17 protein-coding genes, 1 tRNA gene and 2 pseudogenes are annotated in these 15,060 nt (G+C 62.7%); 10 read left to right on the top strand and 10 right to left on the bottom strand.

Annotation, left to right across the window (positions count from 1 at the left end):
• Positions 1–107: 107 nt before the first annotated feature.
• Complete coding sequence (locus tag L0F51_RS13860) at positions 108–725, bottom strand: LysE family transporter (protein ID WP_234629790.1); 618 nt, start codon at positions 723–725, stop codon at positions 108–110.
• A gap of 92 nt (positions 726–817) precedes the next feature.
• Here L0F51_RS13860 and L0F51_RS20205 point away from each other — a divergent pair.
• Both L0F51_RS20205 and L0F51_RS13870 read left to right on the top strand, forming a co-directional pair.
• A pseudogene (locus L0F51_RS20205) lies at positions 818–1,006 on the top strand (LysR family transcriptional regulator); the annotation flags it as partial.
• A 27-nt stretch (positions 1,007–1,033) separates the two neighbouring features.
• A complete protein-coding gene (locus L0F51_RS13870; RefSeq protein ID WP_234630355.1) occupies positions 1,034–1,705 on the top strand; it encodes a LysR substrate-binding domain-containing protein in 672 nt (223 codons plus the stop codon).
• Between the two features lie 69 nt (positions 1,706–1,774).
• Here the strand turns inward: L0F51_RS13870 and L0F51_RS13875 are convergent, their stop codons facing one another.
• Both L0F51_RS13875 and L0F51_RS13880 read right to left on the bottom strand, forming a co-directional pair.
• On the bottom strand, positions 1,775–2,611 hold the full coding sequence (locus L0F51_RS13875) for a PhzF family phenazine biosynthesis protein (protein ID WP_234629791.1): 837 nt from the start codon (positions 2,609–2,611) through the stop codon (positions 1,775–1,777).
• Between the two features lie 153 nt (positions 2,612–2,764).
• Positions 2,765–3,091 carry a hypothetical protein gene (locus tag L0F51_RS13880; protein WP_234629792.1) on the bottom strand — a complete coding sequence of 109 codons (327 nt, stop codon included), beginning with the start codon at positions 3,089–3,091 and terminating at the stop codon, positions 2,765–2,767.
• A 75-nt stretch (positions 3,092–3,166) separates the two neighbouring features.
• On the opposite strand from L0F51_RS13880, the gene L0F51_RS13885 reads away from it, so the two are divergent.
• From L0F51_RS13885 to L0F51_RS20005, 3 genes and pseudogenes are all read left to right on the top strand, one after another.
• Entirely contained in the window at positions 3,167–3,340 is a 174-nt protein-coding gene (locus tag L0F51_RS13885) for a helix-turn-helix domain-containing protein (protein ID WP_234630356.1), read from the top strand.
• 57 nt (positions 3,341–3,397) lie between these two features.
• Positions 3,398–3,583, top strand: a pseudogene (locus tag L0F51_RS13890) (LysR family transcriptional regulator); the annotation flags it as partial.
• Between the two features lie 22 nt (positions 3,584–3,605).
• Positions 3,606–3,737: a hypothetical protein gene (locus tag L0F51_RS20005; protein ID WP_255701442.1), complete on the top strand. Its 132-nt coding sequence runs from the start codon at positions 3,606–3,608 to the stop codon at positions 3,735–3,737.
• A gap of 230 nt (positions 3,738–3,967) precedes the next feature.
• On the opposite strand, the gene L0F51_RS13895 is transcribed toward L0F51_RS20005, so the two are convergent.
• The 5 genes from L0F51_RS13895 to L0F51_RS13915 form a co-directional block, all read right to left on the bottom strand.
• Positions 3,968–4,672, bottom strand: a complete 705-nt coding sequence (locus L0F51_RS13895) for a hypothetical protein (protein ID WP_234629793.1) — start codon at positions 4,670–4,672, stop codon at positions 3,968–3,970.
• 436 nt (positions 4,673–5,108) lie between these two features.
• A tRNA-Arg gene (locus L0F51_RS13900) sits at positions 5,109–5,185 on the bottom strand.
• Between the two features lie 101 nt (positions 5,186–5,286).
• The gene (locus tag L0F51_RS13905; RefSeq protein WP_234629794.1) at positions 5,287–6,744 is read right to left on the bottom strand and encodes a sensor histidine kinase; all 1,458 of its coding nucleotides are present in this window, start codon (positions 6,742–6,744) and stop codon (positions 5,287–5,289) included.
• A gap of 101 nt (positions 6,745–6,845) precedes the next feature.
• The gene (locus L0F51_RS13910; protein WP_234629795.1) at positions 6,846–8,270 is read right to left on the bottom strand and encodes an FAD-dependent oxidoreductase; all 1,425 of its coding nucleotides are present in this window, start codon (positions 8,268–8,270) and stop codon (positions 6,846–6,848) included.
• 9 nt (positions 8,271–8,279) lie between these two features.
• Positions 8,280–9,017 carry a TVP38/TMEM64 family protein gene (locus L0F51_RS13915; protein WP_234629796.1) on the bottom strand — a complete coding sequence of 246 codons (738 nt, stop codon included), beginning with the start codon at positions 9,015–9,017 and terminating at the stop codon, positions 8,280–8,282.
• A 421-nt stretch (positions 9,018–9,438) separates the two neighbouring features.
• Between L0F51_RS13915 and rpmH the strand changes: the two genes are divergently transcribed.
• The 5 genes from rpmH to argB all read left to right on the top strand — a co-directional run bounded on the left by rpmH (position 9,439) and on the right by argB (position 13,590).
• Positions 9,439–9,573 carry a 50S ribosomal protein L34 gene (gene rpmH / locus L0F51_RS13920; protein ID WP_092811498.1) on the top strand — a complete coding sequence of 45 codons (135 nt, stop codon included), beginning with the start codon at positions 9,439–9,441 and terminating at the stop codon, positions 9,571–9,573.
• Positions 9,574–9,584: 11 nt separating this feature from the next.
• A complete protein-coding gene (gene rnpA / locus L0F51_RS13925) occupies positions 9,585–10,013 on the top strand; it encodes a ribonuclease P protein component (protein ID WP_234629797.1) in 429 nt (142 codons plus the stop codon).
• Complete coding sequence (gene yidC / locus L0F51_RS13930) at positions 9,997–11,820, top strand: membrane protein insertase YidC (RefSeq protein ID WP_234629798.1); 1,824 nt, start codon at positions 9,997–9,999, stop codon at positions 11,818–11,820. The genes rnpA and yidC overlap by 17 nt, the downstream gene beginning before the upstream one ends.
• 53 nt (positions 11,821–11,873) lie before the next feature.
• Entirely contained in the window at positions 11,874–12,584 is a 711-nt protein-coding gene (yihA, locus tag L0F51_RS13935; protein WP_234629799.1) for a ribosome biogenesis GTP-binding protein YihA/YsxC, read from the top strand.
• Positions 12,585–12,669: 85 nt separating this feature from the next.
• Positions 12,670–13,590 (top strand): acetylglutamate kinase, encoded by a 921-nt coding sequence (gene argB, locus L0F51_RS13940; RefSeq protein ID WP_128291983.1) that lies wholly within the window; start codon positions 12,670–12,672, stop codon positions 13,588–13,590.
• A 27-nt stretch (positions 13,591–13,617) separates the two neighbouring features.
• On the opposite strand, the gene L0F51_RS13945 is transcribed toward argB, so the two are convergent.
• A complete protein-coding gene (locus L0F51_RS13945; protein ID WP_234629800.1) occupies positions 13,618–14,307 on the bottom strand; it encodes a GNAT family N-acetyltransferase in 690 nt (229 codons plus the stop codon).
• Positions 14,304–14,792, bottom strand: a complete 489-nt coding sequence (locus L0F51_RS13950) for a MarR family winged helix-turn-helix transcriptional regulator (RefSeq protein WP_234629801.1) — start codon at positions 14,790–14,792, stop codon at positions 14,304–14,306. Before L0F51_RS13950 ends, L0F51_RS13945 begins: the two co-directional genes overlap by 4 nt.
• Positions 14,793–15,060 lie beyond the last annotated feature (268 nt).

Genomic DNA, 15,060 nt, shown 5'->3' on the forward strand with positions numbered 1-15,060 from the left:
ATCAACGGCGCTGTCATCGCGCTCTTCGATGCGGTCGGGGCTGTCCCCCGGGCGCTCAGCAGCGCAGCGATGCGGATCTCAAGCCCAGCCGGCGATCTATCGGACACTCAAGACCCTAGATTGGTCGCTGCCAACGCAATCCCGAAGCCGACCAGCAACATGCCGAAAACCCTGTCGATCCAATGACGCACATTGAAGATCTGCTTCTGGATGCGTGGTGCGCCGAAGAACAGACTGACCATGGTAAACCACACCACATGAGCCAGCGAGATGAAGAGCCCGTAGGAGATCCGCGTCACCAGCGGCGTATCCACCTGAACAACTTGCATGAACAGGCTGACGATGAAGATCGTGGTCTTCGGATTCAAAGCGTTCGTCAGAAAGCCGATCCGCAAGGCCTCCAGGTCAGACGGAGCCGTTTCGTTTACCGCCGCCGGTCCCCCGGCCTTGCGGCTGAACAGCATCTTTGCACCCAACCAGACCAGATAGGCCGCGCCAACCAGCTTCAGGATGTTGAACAGGCCCGGTGACTCGCGGATCAGCACCCCGATGCCGAGCAGCGTGTAGCTCACATGAACCAGCACCCCCATGCCGATGCCGAGCGCGGTCAAAACACCGGCCCGCCGGGAAAGCGACAGCGAGTTGCGCGACACCATGGCGAAGTCCGGCCCCGGACTGATGACGGCGAAGATGGTGATGGTGATGACCGCGAGCCATTCGGCCATAGCGTGCCCCTTCGGTTTTTCCCTTGGGTAGCGCCGTGAGAGCAGTGGCAAAAACGATGACTTCTGACCGAATATGTGAAAATAAATGACATATGGGTCGGCACATCACATCGCTCCCCGCGCTCGCCTGTTTTCGGGTGGCTGCCGAGCTTGAGAGCTTCAGCAAGGCCGCTGATCGGCTGAATTTGACGCATGGCGCGATCAGCCGCGCGGTGAGGCTGCTTGAAGACGATCTCGGCACAGCGCTTTTCGAGCGCCGAAACCGTGCGGTTTTTCTGACGGACGCCGGACGCAGGCTGGCGCAGGTGGTGGCGCGCGGTCTTGGGGAAATCGAAGAGGAAGCACAGCGCATCAAGGAGGAACATGCCGACGCGCCCGTCACGATCTCATGCGAACCGACCCTGATGATGCGCTGGCTTATCCCCCGGATGCCGCTCTTCCATGCCGCACATCCGACAGCTGATGTGCGCCTGCTGGCCGGTGGCGGGCCGGTGTCCCTCGGATCGGGGATCGACCTCGCCATACGCCGCAATGACTTCACCTGGCCGGAAACCTACCTCTCGCAGCATCTTTTCGACGAACGGATCGGCCCGGTCTGCCGTCCCGACAAGGCTGGGGAGTTTTTCGGTTCCAATCGGATGAATGCAACGACCATGCTGCTGCATACGCGCACGCGGCCATCGGCCTGGACGACATGGGCCGAAATCACCGGCGAGACTTATTCGGCCAACCCCCGACAGGATTTTGAGCATTTCTATTTCAGCCTGCAGGCCGCCGTGGCGGGCCTGGGCGTTGCAATCGGGCCGTGGCATCTCGTGCAGGACGATATTCGGGCCGGACTGCTTGCCGCGCCCCAAGGCTTCCGCGCGGATGGCAGCGCCTATGTTCTGCTTTCGGCGCGAGAGCCGGAAGACCCCTCGACAGCCACTGCATTTCAGCTCTGGCTGGGCGCCCTTGCGACCGATGAAGCGCGGGCATAACGGCGTTCCTGAATCCCAGCGGCCCTGGTCGCGACTTCCGGCGCAAATCGGCCCGTCGACGAACGCCGCTCAGGCGCGACTCGCCCCGCCTCCACCTCGGCCTGCCTCTGTGTCGTCTGGAAGAGAAAGCGTCGCCTTCATGAAGGTCACGGCATTGCCTGCCAGCAGAACGCGGTTCTCGGTCAGCTCGCAGTTCAGCCATCCGCCGCGGGGCGAGGCCTGGTAGGCGAGAAGCTTCTGGCGCCCAAGCCTCTCTGCCCAATACGGCACGAGCGTCGCGTGGATCGACCCGGTCACGGGATCTTCGGGGATGCCCGCGCCCGGGGCAAAATAGCGAGAGACGAAATCAGCTCCGTCTTCGCGCGTTTCCCGGCCCGTGACGACCAGGCCGACAGGCCCGAGACGGGCGATTGCGGCCAGGTCCGGAACGAAACCGCGTACGGCGTCCGCATCGCCCAGATCGATGAAGAAATTCTCGAAATTGCGGAAGATAGCGACGGGCGGCGAAGGAAAAATGCGCCCGATTTCAGACGGCAGAGCCTCGATCATCTTGGGCCGCAGGCAGGGAATATCGAGGCGATATCCGCCAGCGTCTTTTGCCACCCGCAACTCGCCCATGCGCGTATGAAAGATGAGCGGGGAGGTTGCCGCACAGGTCGTGAAAAGGATGTGCGCCGTCGCCAAAGTGGCATGTCCGCAGAAGTCCACTTCGTGGGCGGGGGCGAACCAGCGCAGATCCCAGACGCCATCCGCGCGAGGCTTCACGAAGGCGGTCTCGGCGAGATTGTTCTCTTGTGCGATCGCCAGCATCAGCTTGTCGGGCAGCCAGCTCTCAAGCACCAGAACGGCGGCCGGATTGCCGGCAAAGAGCTGATCCGTGAAGGCGTCGACCTGATACATGCGCATCGGAGACCTTTCCCAGGTGCGAGTTCTCTTCGGCCGGCAACGATGCCCCATCACCATGCGGGATAAAACATCGAGACGTGGGCGCGAGCGCAAAAAGCGATGACGAACCGCACCGGGCGAAGGTGAGAGCGATGTCTGCGCCATAGTTCTCCTTCATGCCGAAGCCGATGGCCCGGCGACGTGGATCCCGCTGAGGTGGATCACGGGAAGCCAATCACGGGGAAGCGGATCACTCGGCCGCCTTGGTGACCGCCCCCTGGTAAGGCTGCGCGTCCATTGATAACCGCTGCCGTTCTGCGTCACGTGGCCGAGACCCGGGAAGCTGACATGCTCGGCCGCAACGAGCTCGTGCGTCTCAGCCAGCTCGGAAAGCGTGCGTTCGCGCGTCGCGCGAGCCTGCGCCGGACCGGCGTCGAAATCCGCCGTGACGTTGGGGTGTGAAAACTGCACTTCGGCGGCGTGGACGATGTCTCCCACCACCAGAACATGCTGCCCCTGGCTGGCGATCCGGTAAAAGCTGTGTCCCGGCGCGGGATCGGCGGCATCTCCGAAAAGATGCTGATCCAGACGCTCAAACGGCTCGAAGGTGCGGGTCTGGTGACCCGATTCGCCTACCCTGAGGTCCCTCCGCGCGTCGAATACTCGCTCACCGAACGGGGAAGATCGCTCAGCCCTCTTATCGTCGCTTTCGACGAATGGATCGAAGACCATTCCTTGGAAATGGTCTGACAGGGGACATGGCCCGACAGCCTCACGCGCCCGCCGACATGCGCTCGTTTTCGGAAAGCCTGCATCGCCGCCTTCACCGTGCGCGAAGACATGAGCGCCGGCCGCCTCGTGCCGGTCCTCGCCCATCTCGATGCAGGCGAGAAGGAAGCCTTCCACGCAGTCTATCTCGGCCAGGGCGGCCCGCTGCCATCGCGCGTGCGGGCGCTGCTCGACTTCCTCGCGGAACACGGCAGGGTGACATGACTGGCGGCGACAAAGTCGCGAGATGGCCGTCACACGCAATGTCTGCGCGTTGCGGCAGACGGAAGCAAGGCACGCCGTGGCGATCTATGCCGGCGTGCCGTGCGGGGTGGAATGCTTCCGCATCGCCCGCCGCGTTCTGGAAGAAGCCGGCTAGCTTTAAGCCGGAGGTTTCGGCCACGTCCTCGCCTGAGGTTAGAGGATCGGACGTTCAGCGCACCCGCAGCCGATAACGGCGCAAAGACGAATCAACGAGGTGGCCCAAGACGACGGCCGCCTCGTTTTTCGTTGGGGCCGCGAATATCGAGCAGCATACCGGCGGCGCTGCCGTGCTGAGTGGGCGAAAAACTTCTCGCAATTTCGGAAAATGGCGGCAGGCGCTGCAGCTCAAATTCCGGTACCACGTGGCGTGTCGGAACGGATGATCGGCAAAAGCAGATTCTCTAGCGTAACGACAGCATCATCGACCGCTTCAGCGACTGCATCGGCACCATTTTCACCAAATCCGAACCACAGGACCTTTTCGAGCTTCTCTTTGCGGGCGATCTCCTTCTTTATCAGGTCCTCCCGAACTTCAGTAGGCAAGTCCCGGATACGAGCATAGTTTTGTGCCGCAGCTATGATCTCATGTCGCTGGTTCCAGAATTCATTCAGCTGTTGTTCAACCTCATCACCAAAGATCGCCTTGGCGGTGGGCATGGTGTCAACGAGTTTGTTCCAGTCATCTCGAAACTGCTCCGATCTCGATAATGTCCCTTGAGCCGTGATTAAAAAGCCCTTGGCGCCTTCGGGCGTGCTGTCATCAATCACCCCCTTCTCTCGCAAGTTTGCCTCTACGGCGACAATTTCGCCCGCCATCATCATCGGCGAACGGATGCTCCGAATAACCTGCTTTAGTTTGTAGGCCAGCGCCAAGATTTGCTCGGCCAGATGGATACGCCGTTCCTCGTGTTTTTGCCGACGCCATTGCTGAAATGTATCACTGCCTTTGCGTGCAGCATAAATAACTGCGCACGCTCCGAGGATTGTTCCAATCCCCGAAAGCATCGCGCCCACAGCCGTCCAGTCGATCCCACGAAGCCACTCCATCACCGAAACGTAACTTCGGTTTCACGCTCCGTCGACGTTGTCCTCGGCATCCGATCGCTGCGAATTGCCTCAATCGCGCGAAAAAGAGATGATGTGGCCTAGCCACGGCAACACTCTGCTTCACCGCGGATTGCGAGCTGCAACAGGCCACGTTGCAGGTGATGCAGGCTGAGCTAATGGCTCCGCCGCCCAATGGAAACCTTGAGAGAATAACTGCGCTCGCTGTCGGCCTTGGTATCGGCGGATGGGGCATCCACATACAGACCCAGGGAGTAAACAGTCAGAAACTGGAGATAACTGCAGAACGGCGATCCGCACATCTAGAGGCACGAGCACCGGGATCGTTGGACTGAGCGTACCACACGCTTGCCGCCCGGAGCCGACAACCAGGCGCAACTGAGCCAGAACGCCCTCAAAATTCTATGAAATAGAAAGGAAATGGCGCACCGGAGAGGATTCGAACCCCTGACCCCCAGATTCGTAGTCTGGTGCTCTATCCAGCTGAGCTACCGGTGCTTGCCGCGGTCGTCGCAACCCATCGGGTGCGGCGCGGAGCGACACACCTAATCGCTCAGAAGACGGATTGCAAGCACCTCTCGCCGCCTCTTTCACGGCTTTTATGCTTTGCGGCGATCGCGCATATCAGCCAGCCGCGCCGGACGGTCGGGGATCTCGATCTGGAAGACGGTTCCGGCCCCAGCCCGCTCCAAAAGCTCTATTTCTCCACCATGGGCAGCCACGATCTCCTGCGCGATCGCAAGACCGAGCCCGACACCGCCCGGCCGCGTGGAGCCCTGGAAGGGTTTGAACAGCGCCTCGCGCGCCCGCTTCGGAAGGCCCGGCCCCGTGTCACAAACACGCAGGCGCGCGACCGCGCCCGTGCGTTCTCCCTCGACCCAAAGGCGGCGGATGACGGAGGCGTTTTCATCCGACACGAGAGCCTCCTGGGCATTGCGGCAGAGGTTGAGCATGACACGGAAGAACTGGTCGGGGTCGGCGTCGATCTCCAGGTCGCCCGGGACCCGGTTTTCGAAAACAACCGTGCCGTCCGGCGTCAGGCTCAAGATTTCCGCCACCTCCTCCACCAGCCGCCGGGCGGAGACGAGCCGGCGCACGGGCTCCGCCTCTTCGGCGCGGCCATAGGCGAGAACCGAGCGGGTGTAGCCGATCGCCCGATCGATCGTGCCCACGAGCTTCGGCGCGATGCGGCGCACGAGCGGGTCCTGCGCCTCGCCGAGATGGTCTGAGAAGAGCTGGGCGGAAGCCAGGATGTTTCTCAGGTCGTGATTGATCTTGGAGACTGCGAGCCCGAGATTGGCGAGATGCCGGCGCTGATGCAACATGTCGCGCAAGGCCGCCTGCATTTCGGCGAAACGCTCCTCCGCGCGGCCGATCTCGTCATGGCGGCCGGTCGGCGTGACCTCGCAGCGCACATCCTCCGGATCGGCGGAAAAGTCCTGCATGCTGGCGGCGAGTTTCTGGATGGGCCGCACGATCATCCGCCTCAACGCCAGATAGACGAAGGAGGCGGTGATGACGGAAATCGCCATGGAGAGAAGCAGGATATTGCGTGAGTACCGCAGCATGGCCTGGCGCAGGCCATCCTCGCGCAGCACGATTTCGAACATCGCCATGCCGGCCGGAGGCTCTCCCGAAACACGGATGAGCCGATCCCCGCCCCCCAAAAAGAGCGTGCCGAAGGCCGCCGCGATCGCCTCTGCAGGTCCCAATTCGCGCAGATCTTGATGGACCGCCACTTCTTCCGGCATGTTGCCGGCCGCGATCAGGATATGCTGGCCGTTCTCCATCATCGCGATCGCTTCCATGCCGATCGCCTGCAAGAGACGCTTCTGCAGATCTTCGGGGAAAGGAGCTGCGCCGGGGCTTGATCCCGCAAGGGCCGCAATCGACGCCGCCTCGAGCTTCTCGTCGAGCCACATATTGCGGAAATTGGCGATCGAAGGCACGTAGATCAGCACTTCCGCGACCATGACGAAGGTGATCGTCAGCACGAGAAGCTTGCCCGACAGCCCGCGCACCGGCCACAGCTCGGCAAGCCGCGACTTTCTCGTCATGTTCTCCGGGGGCTTTTCCTCAAGCGCCACCAAACACTCCTCAGACGCCTCGCGATCCTCGCACGCGTCACATCACAACAGGCCGCATTCGCGCCTGCCCTTCAGCCGAAGCGGCGCAGAAAACGTGCGAGCGCCTTCGCCTTATTCGGGACCGGGAGATAGAAGCTCGTCGCCGCGCGCTTTCCCACCTCCGAAACAGTCGGATAAGGCAGGAGCATACCCATCATATCGCGCACCTTGAGACGTTTCGAGAGCGCCAGCGCATAGGGGGCAATCATCTCGCCCGCATTGCGAGCCACAATGTCGACACCGAGGAGGCGACCCTGGCGCGTCGTGACGAGGCGGATCAGCCCCTCCGTTTGCCGTTCCGCCCGGGCGCGATCGTTCTCAGCGACGGGCCAGCGCAAGACCCGCACATGGCCATGGCGCCGCTCCGCCTCCTCAAGCGTCAAGCCGGCATGCGCGAGTTCCGGATCGGTGTAGGTGACCCAGGGCAGAAGGTCGCGTTGCGGCCGCGCGCCGATCCGAAACAGCAGCGGACGCAGCAAGAGCCCAGCCTCATAGCCGGCCCAATGGGTGAAATTGGGTCCGCCGGTCACGTCGCCGACGGCATAGACGCGACGATTGCGGGTGCGCAGGTTGGCGCTCACCTTGATGCCGGCCTCATCGAAATCGACCCCGGCCTTGTCGAGATCGAGCCTGCCAACATTCGGCCGGCGGCCCGTCGCGACCAGGATCTGCGTCCCATCGACGGCCTCTTCGCTGCCGTCGGACTTTTTAATATGCACGCGCACGCCGTAGCGTCCGCGCCGGGCCACGCGCAAAATCTCCGTCTCTTCATGAATGGTGACGCCTTCGGCGACGAGACGGCGGCGAACGTGATCGGCAAGCTCAGGATCGTCATGGGAGAGGACGCGTCCCCTCTCCAGGAGGCTGACCTCCGAGCCGAGGCGGCGAAACGCCTGCGCCATCTCCATGCCCACCGGTCCGCCACCGATGACGATGAGATGGGTCGGCAGTTTCGTCAGATCGAAGAGGGTTTCGTTGGTCAGATAATCGAGGCCGTCCAGCCCTTCGATGTCGGGCACCTGCGGCGACGAGCCTGTGGCGATGACGAAGCGACGCGCGCTGATGCGCGTCTCGCCAGCGATGATCGTGCGCCGGTCGAGGAACGACGCCCTTTCGCGAATGACGCGCACGCCGAGGCCGGTGAAACGCTCCTGCGAATCGTTGGGTGCGATCGCCGCGATGACAGAGCGAATATGAGTGTGAACGGCCGCGAAATCGACGTCGGCAGCCCCAGCGTTGACGCCGAAGGCCGGCGCCTCGCGCAGATGTGCCACATGCCGCGCCGCCGCAATCAGGGCCTTCGAAGGCACGCAACCATAGTTCAGGCAATCGCCGCCCATCCTGCCGTTCTCGACCAGAACTGTCGGAACGTCGAAAGCGGATGCGGCCGCCGCGAGCGTCAGGCCGGCGGAGCCTGCGCCGATCACACAAATGTCGGTCTTGATCTCTTCTGTCACGTCAAACGGTCACGTCTTTTTGCCGGCAACTCGGGCCCTCCAGCGCTTCAACATGATGGGCAGAAGAGCGGCAAGGGCAAGGACGGCAAAACCGAGAAGAAGCTGCGTCGAAAAGACCGGCCCCTCTTCGTCGAGAGCCGTGCCCACGCCCTCGCCGAAATAGGAGTACGCGAAAGTGCCCGGAAGAATGCCGAGGAAGGTCGCAAGCGCATAGGGGCCGAGACGCATGTCGAAAAGCGCCGGGGCAAGATTGATCACCCAGAACGGAAAGATCGGCGCGAGGCGCAAAAACAGAAGATAATGAAAGGCGTCTTCCTGGAAGCCTGCCCGCAGGCGTTTCAGGCGCGGGCCGGCACGGCGGGCAAGGACCGTGCCGAACGACGTGCGGGCAATGAGAAAGATGATGCAAGCGCCGATCGTGGCGCCCACGGCCGACAAGGCGCCGCCCAGCACCCAGCCAAAGAGCAATCCGCCCGCGATCGTGACGATGCTCGCCCCCGGAAAGGAGACGGCGACGAGGGTGATATAGACAATGACATAGAGAAGCCCGGCAAGCGCGAGTCGGTCGTCAACAAAGCCTTTGAGGGCTTCGCTCTCTTCTTGAAGAGCCTTGAGAGAGAGAAACTCCTGAAAGCCCCCCGCATAGAGCAGGAGGAGCAGGAGCACGACAATCCCGACCGGCAGGAAACGCAGCCAAAGCGCGCGCGGCGCTTCGCTGGGGGGATGCTCCTCTATGGCATCCCCCATCGTGCCTTCGGTTTCGTCTCGTCCATCCGCTCTTCGTTCCCTGACTTTCGTCCCAACATTGTTCTCGGCCATTCGCCTGCGATCCTTCGGCGCTGCCTTGTTCGTGTTCCTCAGCCGCTCGACACGATATTTGATGTCGCGCGCGACGGAGCCCTCTCAGACCCCAGGTAAGGCATTCAGGCCGGGAGAAGGCGAGCTTCACTCGGAATTGAACATCACGCGATCATTCTCTCATGCGCACATGACCTTTGGAACGCGCGTTGACTTCGGCCAGGCATTGCCACTATATCGCGCACGCGAAAAGCACCGTGCCGCAATGGCGCACGGTCCGAATTCCGAACATCGAAGCAGCATTTCGGTCATAGGTGCCGGCTGACTTCCGTTCACCAGCTTGAGGGCTGCCGCAGGCGGCAGAACGATTATGAAACGGACTTTTCAACCGAGCCGCCTCGTGCGCAAGCGTCGCCATGGCTTCCGTGCTCGCATGGCCACCAAGAACGGCCGCAAGGTTCTCGCCCGCAGACGTGCGAAGGGACGCAAGCGCCTGTCTGCGTAAGCTTCGGCGCCATGCAGCGCCTCAAAAAACGAAGGGACTTCCTGGCAGCTCGCAAGGGCTTTCGCCGGGCAGGTCCCTATTTCGTTCTGGAAAGCCGTGATCGCGGCGATTCAGAAGAGGGGCGCATCGGCTTTACGGTGTCCAAACGCGTGGCCCGCCAGGCGGTGGTGCGCAACCGTATCCGCAGGCGCCTGAAAGAGGCGGCACGGGAGGCTGTCAGCGATCGACAGCAGACCGGGCGCGACCTCGTCGTCATCGCACGTTTGCCGGCACTTCGAGCCGATTTCGCCGATTTGGTCGGCGCATTCTCCACGGCGCTCACCGCTTCGAGCGAGACGGCTCACCACGACCATTCGAGCCGTTCGCGCAGAAAGCGCCGCGGCCCCATTGAAATTCCGCCCGAGCGCGGAGGACGGGACGCTGATGGACAACAACCGTAACGTCATTATCGCCATCGCCCTGTCGCTGGCGATCCTGCTCGGCTGGCAGTACTTCGTCGCCGGACCGCGCATCGAAGCGCAGCGCCAGCAACAGCAGGAAGAGGTGCAGCAGGCGACGGACCAGGAAACGTCGGTTGCCGGCACGCCAGGCGCGACCGCGCCCGCAGGTGCCGATGCCCCGGCCGGCGCGGCCCCGCAAATTCCGCCTTCCGCGAGCGAGACGGCGCCTGCAACGGGCGGCACGGCCGAGCCCGCCGCCGATACGCCCCGGCTTGCCGTCGATACACCGGCACTTCAAGGCTCCATCAGCCTCGTCGGCGGACGCATCGACGAACTCGATCTGAAGCGCTACCACGCGACGCCCGATCCGAAGAGCCCGATGATCGAGCTCTTCTCGCCGATCGGCAGTGCCGACCCCTATTATGCCGATTTCGGCTGGGTGGCCTCTGCGGGCGGGCCGGCGGTTCCGGACGCCAATACGGTCTGGCAGGCCGACGCGGAGACGCTGACGCCGGACAAGCCTGTCACCCTCACCTGGGACAACGGCCAGGGTCTCGTCTTCAAGCGCCAGATCGCGGTCGACGACAATTACATGTTCACGGTGTCGCAAAGCGTGGAGAATTCCTCCGGCGCGCCCGTAACGCTTTATCCTTATGGCCTGATCAGCCGGCACGGCACGCCGGGCGGTCGCAGCTTCTACATCCTGCATGAAGGCCCGATCGGCGTCTTCGGCGACGAAGGCCTCAAGGAAGTCAAATACAAGGATCTCGAGGACGAGTCCGTCACGCCCGCAAAGACGAATGACGGCTGGCTCGGCATCACCGACAAATACTGGGCGTCCGCCCTCATTCCGCGCGGCAAATCACCGTTCCAGGGCCGCTTTCTGCGGACCGAAGACGGAGCTGTGCCGACCTATCAGGCGGATTTTCTGGGCGATGCCGTCACCGTCGAGCCCGGCGCTTCGGCCAATCACGAGACGCTGCTTTTCGCCGGCGCCAAGGTCGTCACGCTCCTGAAGCAGTACGAGCAGAGCTTCGACATCGACCGGCTCGACCTGCTGATCGACTGGGGCTGGTTCTATTTCCTGACGAAGCCGATGTTCTTCGTCATCGACTTCCTGTTCCGGTTCCTCGGCAATTTCGGCCTGGCGATCCTCGCCGTCACGGTCATCGTCAAAGCCATCTTCTTCCCGCTGGCGAACAAGTCGTACGCCTCGATGTCGAAGATGAAGAAGATGCAGCCGCAGATCAAAAAGCTGCAAGAGCGCTACAAAGACGACAAGCCGGCGATGCAGAAGGAGATGATGGAGCTCTACAGGCGGGAGAAGATCAATCCGCTTGCCGGCTGCTGGCCAGTGCTCATTCAGATCCCGGTGTTCTTCTCGCTCTACAAGGTGCTCTTCGTCACCATCGAGATGCGGCATGCGCCGTTCTTCGGCTGGATCAAAGACCTTTCGGCGCCCGATCCGACGAACATCTTCAACCTGTTCGGGCTGCTGCCGTTCGAGGCGAGTTTCCTGCATCTCGGCGTGTGGCCGCTCATCATGGGTCTCACGATGTTCGTGCAGATGCGCATGAACCCGCAGCCGCCCGACAAGACACAGGCGATGATCTTCAACTGGATGCCCTTGATCTTCATGTTCATGCTGGCGTCGTTCCCGGCCGGTCTCGTCATCTACTGGGCCTGGAACAACTTCCTGTCGGTGCTGCAGCAGGGCATCATCATGCGGCGCAACGGCGTGAAGATCGAGCTGTGGGACAATATGAAGGGCCTCTTCGGCCGCAAGTCCGACACGCCCGCCGAATAGGCGAAAGCGGCCGGCAAGGTGCCGGCCGCTCCCCGAACAGGTGAGATCAAGCCATGCCGCATGAGCCGCCTGAGGGCCAAAGTGACAGCGAACGGAGCAGCCGACAGGCCAATCCCTGGGGCTCTCCCTGGCGTTATGTCGCCTCCGCGCCCAACCTCGCGGCGCTTCCTCCAGAAGGCCCCGTCGAGATCGCCTTCGCCGGTCGCTCGAATGTCGGCAAATCGAGCCTGATCAACGCGCTGACGCGCCAGAAGGACCTCGCCCGCACCTCCAAGACGCCGGGGCGCACGCAGGCGCTCAATTTCTTCGTCCCAGATCGTCCAGGCGACAGCGGCGAGGAACCTCTCATCGCCCTCGTCGACATGCCCGGCTATGGCTTTGCCAAGGCGCCGAAGGACAAGGTGGAGGACTGGACGAAGCTCATCCACGACTACCTGAAGGGACGGGCGACGCTCCGGCGCGTCTTTCTTCTCGTCGACGCTCGCCACGGGCTCAAAGCGGCCGATCTCACCGTGATGAAGGAACTCGATACGGCGGCCGTCACCTACCAGATCGTCCTGACGAAGGCCGACAAGCCGAAACCCGGCGAGCTCAAGCGCCTGATCGAGGCGACCGCGGAAGCGATCCGCAAGCGCCCCGCCGCTTTTCCGGAGATTCTGGCCACGTCGAGCTTCAAGGATAGCGGCCTTGAAGGCGTCCGCACGGCCGCCGCTGCGCTCATTGATTGGCAAGGCGAGCGAGACTTGCTAGACACCGCGCCCTGAAGCGCCGGTTGCCGACGCCCTCCAGATCCTCTTCCTCGGCCACGCGTTATAGACGCCTTCCGGCCCTTGATCTTCGGAGCCATCGATGAGCGAAGCCACCAAGAGCGAAGCATACGATCAGGCGAGACTTCTTTCCGAGGCCCTGCCTTATATGCAGCGCTACGAGGGGCGAACGGTGGTCGTCAAATATGGCGGGCATGCCATGGGCGATCAGCATCTCGCCACGGCCTTCGCCCGCGATATCGCTCTCTTGAAGCAATCCGGAGTCAACCCGATCGTCGTCCATGGCGGCGGACCGCAAATCGGCGGCATGCTTGAAAAGATGGGCATCGTCTCGGAATTCAAGGGCGGCCTGCGGGTGACCGACCGCAAAACCGTCGAAGTGGTCGAGATGGTGCTGGCCGGGTCGATCAACAAAGAGATCGTCGCGCTCATCAACGCGCAGGGCGAATGGGCGATCGGGCTTTGCGGCAAGGACGGCAATATGGTCTTCGCCGAAAAGCTGAAGCGCACCGTCGTCGATCCCGATTCCAATATCGAGAAGGTGGTCGATCTCGGCTTCGTCGGTGAGCCGGTGGAGGTCGACCGGACGCTGCTCGACCTTCTTGCGCGTTCTGAGATGATCCCGGTCATTGCCCCGGTGGCGCCTGGCCGCGACGGCGAGACCTACAACATCAATGCCGACACTTTTGCCGGCGCCATCGCCGGCGCGCTCGAAGCCAAGCGGCTCCTCTTCCTTACCGACGTCTCCGGCGTGCTCGACAAATCGGGCAAGCTGATCGACGAGCTCACCGTCGCCGAAGCACGGGCCCTCATCGCCGACGGCACCATCAGCGGCGGCATGATCCCGAAGGTGGAAACCTGCATCGAGGCGGTGGAACGGGGCGTCGAAAGCGTCGTGATCGTCGATGGCAAGGCGCCGCATTCGGTGCTCCTGGAGCTCTTCACGGTGCACGGCGCCGGAACGCGCATCCGCCCCGACGGAGCCCCGGAACGCACCGCCTGAGAGCAGGGTCGACGGGCGCGCTTTTCCTTACGCCTTATCTGCCATGACGACATGCATATGGGTGCGGAGGCGAAAGCCGCAGGCCTCGTAGAGCCGGATCGCGTTCTCGTTTGAGGCGTAGGCATGCAGGAAGACGCGCTCGCCGCGGGCGACGATCTCGCCCGCAACAAAGGCGAGAAGGGAGCGGCCGAGACCACGCCCTTGCGCCTCCGGCCGTGTACAAAGGCCGCTGAGTTCCGTCATCCCCGGCAGTTTCAGCCGCTCGCCCGCCATGGCGATCAGCCTGCCATTCTCTTTCACGCCCCAGAAGCTGCCGAGGCTCTGGGCTTTCAAGGAAAACGGCCCGGGTTTCGTCAATTCGGCAAGCGCCAGCATCGCCTCTGCATCGTCGGGTCCGAGCGGAACGATCCGGGGATCCTCGATCCGCGAGAAAGACCCCTCGCCCACCATCTGGACACCGTCAGCCTCCATGGCGACCGCCACACCCTCAGGCAAAGTGACAGGATCGCGCTGCAGGAAGACCATCCGCTCGCCCGGACGGCAGAGCCTCTCCAGCGCGGCGAGGCTCTCCTTGCCATTATCCTTTGTCGCAACGAAGGGGCTGGTATCGGCCGGATATCGGCGGGCACCCGCGCTGCCCTCGGCGAGATGGGCATGTCGGGTGACGAGCGCCGTCCAGATCGGGCGGCGGAGGTTCTCTTCCTCGATCGGGCTCATGGTTCTGACTGCTCCTCCGTACGGCGGGCAAGCGACGCCTCGGCGAGACTGTCTTCGAGCGCGGCGAGCTGCTGAAGGAGTGGCCCGCGGAGGCCTTGGCAGAGATCGGCTACCGCCGCCTCGATGCGCGGCCAGAGCTCGCGCTTGCCGACTTCCACCAATTGCCGGCCCTCATCGGTGAGATCGACGATCTTGCGCCGCCGATCCTCTAGCGAGGCCTCGGCCTTGAGGAGGCCCTGGGCAATCAGCTGATTGACGGCCCGCGTCGCGCCCGGCTGGCTGACACCGACGGCCTCGGCCAGATCTCCGAGCGTCATCGATCCGAGGCGGTCGAGGCTTGCGAGATAGGGATAGTTGCTGGCGTTAATCGCCAGTTCCTTCGTTGCCAGGATCGCATCGGTGTCGGCCTGAAGCCGTTCGCCGATGCGCCTCAGGCGGGTGCCGAGGCAGAGGAAGCCAAGCGCGCGAACCACATCTTCCGGCAATGGATCCTCCTTTTCGATAACCGGTTATATATCTTGTTATATTATCGCTGTCCATCCTCTCCCGAAAAGCGGATGGACAGGACGGACGGCGTTGTCATCGGAACGGCTGGCGGGCGCCTGATGCCGGGACCGGCGGGTAGAAAAGAACGCGGTCTCCGCAACGGCCTCGCACGAAAATCTTCGGTGACGAGGCCCGGAGCTGTGGCCACGCAGCCATGTCAGCCTCACCAAAGCAAGCCGTGCACATGTTTACGAAATCGCGTAAGCA

The sequence above is a fragment of the Afifella sp. H1R genome, from assembly GCF_021462425.1.
Classification (GTDB): domain Bacteria; phylum Pseudomonadota; class Alphaproteobacteria; order Rhizobiales; family Afifellaceae; genus Afifella; species Afifella aestuarii.

Excerpts from the sequence above, each read along its gene's own strand:
- L0F51_RS13860 (WP_234629790.1), bottom strand. The coding sequence starts at position 725 with ATGGCCGAATGGCTCGCGGTCATCACCATCACCATCTTCGCCGTCATC.
- L0F51_RS13875 (WP_234629791.1), bottom strand. The coding sequence starts at position 2,611 with ATGCGCATGTATCAGGTCGACGCCTTCACGGATCAGCTCTTTGCCGGC.
- L0F51_RS13885 (WP_234630356.1), top strand. The coding sequence starts at position 3,167 with ATGCTGATCCAGACGCTCAAACGGCTCGAAGGTGCGGGTCTGGTGACC.
- L0F51_RS20005 (WP_255701442.1), top strand. The coding sequence starts at position 3,606 with ATGGCCGTCACACGCAATGTCTGCGCGTTGCGGCAGACGGAAGCAAGG.
- L0F51_RS13905 (WP_234629794.1), bottom strand. The coding sequence starts at position 6,744 with ATGACGAGAAAGTCGCGGCTTGCCGAGCTGTGGCCGGTGCGCGGGCTG.
- L0F51_RS13915 (WP_234629796.1), bottom strand. The coding sequence starts at position 9,017 with ATGGGGGATGCCATAGAGGAGCATCCCCCCAGCGAAGCGCCGCGCGCG.
- rpmH (WP_092811498.1), top strand. The coding sequence starts at position 9,439 with ATGAAACGGACTTTTCAACCGAGCCGCCTCGTGCGCAAGCGTCGCCAT.
- rnpA (WP_234629797.1), top strand. The coding sequence starts at position 9,585 with ATGCAGCGCCTCAAAAAACGAAGGGACTTCCTGGCAGCTCGCAAGGGC.
- yidC (WP_234629798.1), top strand. The coding sequence starts at position 9,997 with ATGGACAACAACCGTAACGTCATTATCGCCATCGCCCTGTCGCTGGCG.
- yihA (WP_234629799.1), top strand. The coding sequence starts at position 11,874 with ATGCCGCATGAGCCGCCTGAGGGCCAAAGTGACAGCGAACGGAGCAGC.
- argB (WP_128291983.1), top strand. The coding sequence starts at position 12,670 with ATGAGCGAAGCCACCAAGAGCGAAGCATACGATCAGGCGAGACTTCTT.
- L0F51_RS13945 (WP_234629800.1), bottom strand. The coding sequence starts at position 14,307 with ATGAGCCCGATCGAGGAAGAGAACCTCCGCCGCCCGATCTGGACGGCG.